This window comes from Roseateles sp., from assembly GCF_049240545.1.
GTDB lineage: Bacteria > Pseudomonadota > Gammaproteobacteria > Burkholderiales > Burkholderiaceae_C > Paucibacter_A.
The window spans coordinates 1-2,303 of record NZ_JBMLSK010000016.1; the positions used below are offsets into that span (position 1 = coordinate 1).

Annotated in this window: 2 protein-coding genes; both read left to right on the top strand. The window is 69.7% G+C overall.

Annotated features, from left to right (window positions below; all coding sequences use genetic code 11):
* Nucleotides 1–468: 468 nt before the first annotated feature.
* Nucleotides 469–1,017 (top strand): TetR/AcrR family transcriptional regulator, encoded by a 549-nt coding sequence (locus ACOVRJ_RS01030; RefSeq protein WP_422042052.1) that lies wholly within the window; start codon nt 469–471, stop codon nt 1,015–1,017.
* Nucleotide 1,018: 1 nt separating this feature from the next.
* On the top strand, nt 1,019–2,303 hold a 1,285-nt coding region (locus ACOVRJ_RS01035; RefSeq protein ID WP_422042053.1), incomplete at its 3' end, for a glycosyltransferase.

A 2,303-nucleotide genomic window follows, 5' to 3' on the forward strand; every position in this document is an offset into this window, starting at 1 on the left:
GATCGTTTCGTCCACGGCCAGAACCTCTTGCTCGCTGCCAAGGTAAGAGTCGAGAGGTGAGCCGTCGACCGGCCCTGGGCAGGCTCGTTCTCTCGACGGCGCTATGGCTGCAAGCACTCCCTCAGCATGCGGTTGAACTCGTCGGCCCAGAGCTCACAGTTGGCGTCGCCAATCCGCTCGTACGCCGTTGCGCATTGGCGGTGTGGAGCGCCGACCCCCTGGCTGACGTGGACCTCTTCCACCCGACATGTCGAGCAGGACCTGCGCCAAGCCCTTGCACAGCGGGTCCATGCGGCGCGAGGCGGGGCCGCCGCCGTCCCGGGCTTTGGGTTGTCAGTCTTCCAACCGGCTACTTCATGTCTTATAGTAGGACACGAAATTATGCGACACGTCCCCAAACTCCCCAGCCCTCGCCGTACCTACCAGCAGGTGGCGCGTGCGCACTCCACGCAAGAGACGGAGCGCCGCGTGCTCGAGGCGGCGACTCAACTCTTCGCCGAGCACTACTACGACGACGTGCACATCGAAGACGTGGCGCGCCTGGCAGGCGTCACGACGAAGACGGTGCAGCGCCGCTTCGGCGGCAAGGAAGGGCTCGCGCAGGCTTTCCTCACGGCGGCCGGCAAGCACAACGCCGAGCTGCGCGACCGCGTGCCCGCAGGGGATCCGGCGCTGGCGCTCGACTTCATCCTCGGCATGTACGAACCGCTGGGAGACACGCTGATGCGGACGCTGTCGCTCGATGGGCGCATACCCGTGGTCTCGGCCATGGCCGAGGCCGGCCGCGCGCTGCACTGGGCCTGGCTGGAGCGCGTCTTCGGCCCGCTGCTGGCGCACGACGCCTCGGTGCGGCAGGGCCAGCTCGCGCAGCTCCTCCTGGCAACCGACGTCTACGCCTGGAAGCTCCTGCGCCGCGACCGGGGCCTCAGCCTCGCGCACACCCGCGACGCGCTGCTGCGGCTCGTCAACGACTGCCTCGCTCGCACATCCACCGGCCCATCCCCCCAAGGAGCTTGACATGCGATTCGTCTTCTTCAGCTACGGAACGCGCGGCGACGCCCAGCCCCAGGTGGCGCTGGCCGCCGGCCTGCGGGAGCGCGGCTTCGAGGCCCGCGTGGCGGCGCCCGAGAACCTGCGGAGTTTCGTGGAACGCGCCGGCATCGAGTACGCGCCGCTGCATGGCAACTCCCAGACCATCCTCGAGTCGGAGGAAGGTCAGCGCTGGCTTCGCTCGGGCAACGTACGGGCCTTCATGGGCTCGGTGGCGAAGATCGCACGCGAGATCGATCCCCATGTCTTCGCGAGCGGCCTCGAGGCCGCCCGCGGCGCGGACGTCATCGTGGGCGGTACGCTGATCGAAGAGCTGTCCGTGACGCTGGCGGAGCACCTGCGCGTGCCGTTCACCTTTGCCCACACCATCCCGGCCGAGCCCACGGGCGAGTACCCGAACCCGCTGGTGGCCACGTCCAAGCTCCCGTTCGCGTTCTTGAACCGCGCGACCTACGCCCTGTTCCGGCAGCTCGCCTTCCCCATCCACCGCGACGCCATCAACGTCTTCCGCCGCGAGCTCGGCCTGCCGCCGCAGACCGCCATCGCCCTGGGCCGCGCGCGACAGCTGGGCCTGCCGGCGCTGCAGCTCTGGAGCCGACACCTCGTGCCCCACCCCGCCGACGCCGACGCCCAGGCCGTGACCACGGGCTCCATCCGCGTACCGGCGGCGGTGCGCGCACGGCTTGGCGAGGCCACACCGCCGCCCGAACTGGCCGCATGGCTCGACGCGGGCCCTGCGCCGGTGTACGTCGGCTTCGGCAGCATGCCCATGCCCACGCTGGAGGCCTTCAGCCGGGACGTGCTCGCACTGGCTGAGTCGCTTGACCTGCGCTTCATCGTCTGTGGCGGCTGGAACGACACCGAGGCGGTGAGCGCCCTGGCCGGGCCACGGGTGCACTTCGTACGCTCGGTCGATCACAGCTGGCTCTTCCCGCGCTGCTTGGTCGTGGTGCACCACGGCGGCGCCGGCACCACCTTCGCGGCTGCCGAGTCCGGCGTGCCTTCCGTCATCTGCTCCTTCTTCGCCGATCAACCTTTCTGGGGCAGCCGCATTGCCGCCCTTGGCACAGGTGCTCACGTCCCCTTCGTGAAGCTGAACCAGCGCACGCTGCGCTCTGCGCTGCAGCGCGCACTCGATCAGGACACCCGCCGCAAGGCCGCCGAGCTCGGCCGAAAGCTGCGCGACGAAGACGGCAACGCCCGGGCCCTGGACGCGCTCGAAGGCATCATCCAACGCGGCGCACGCGCCGCTT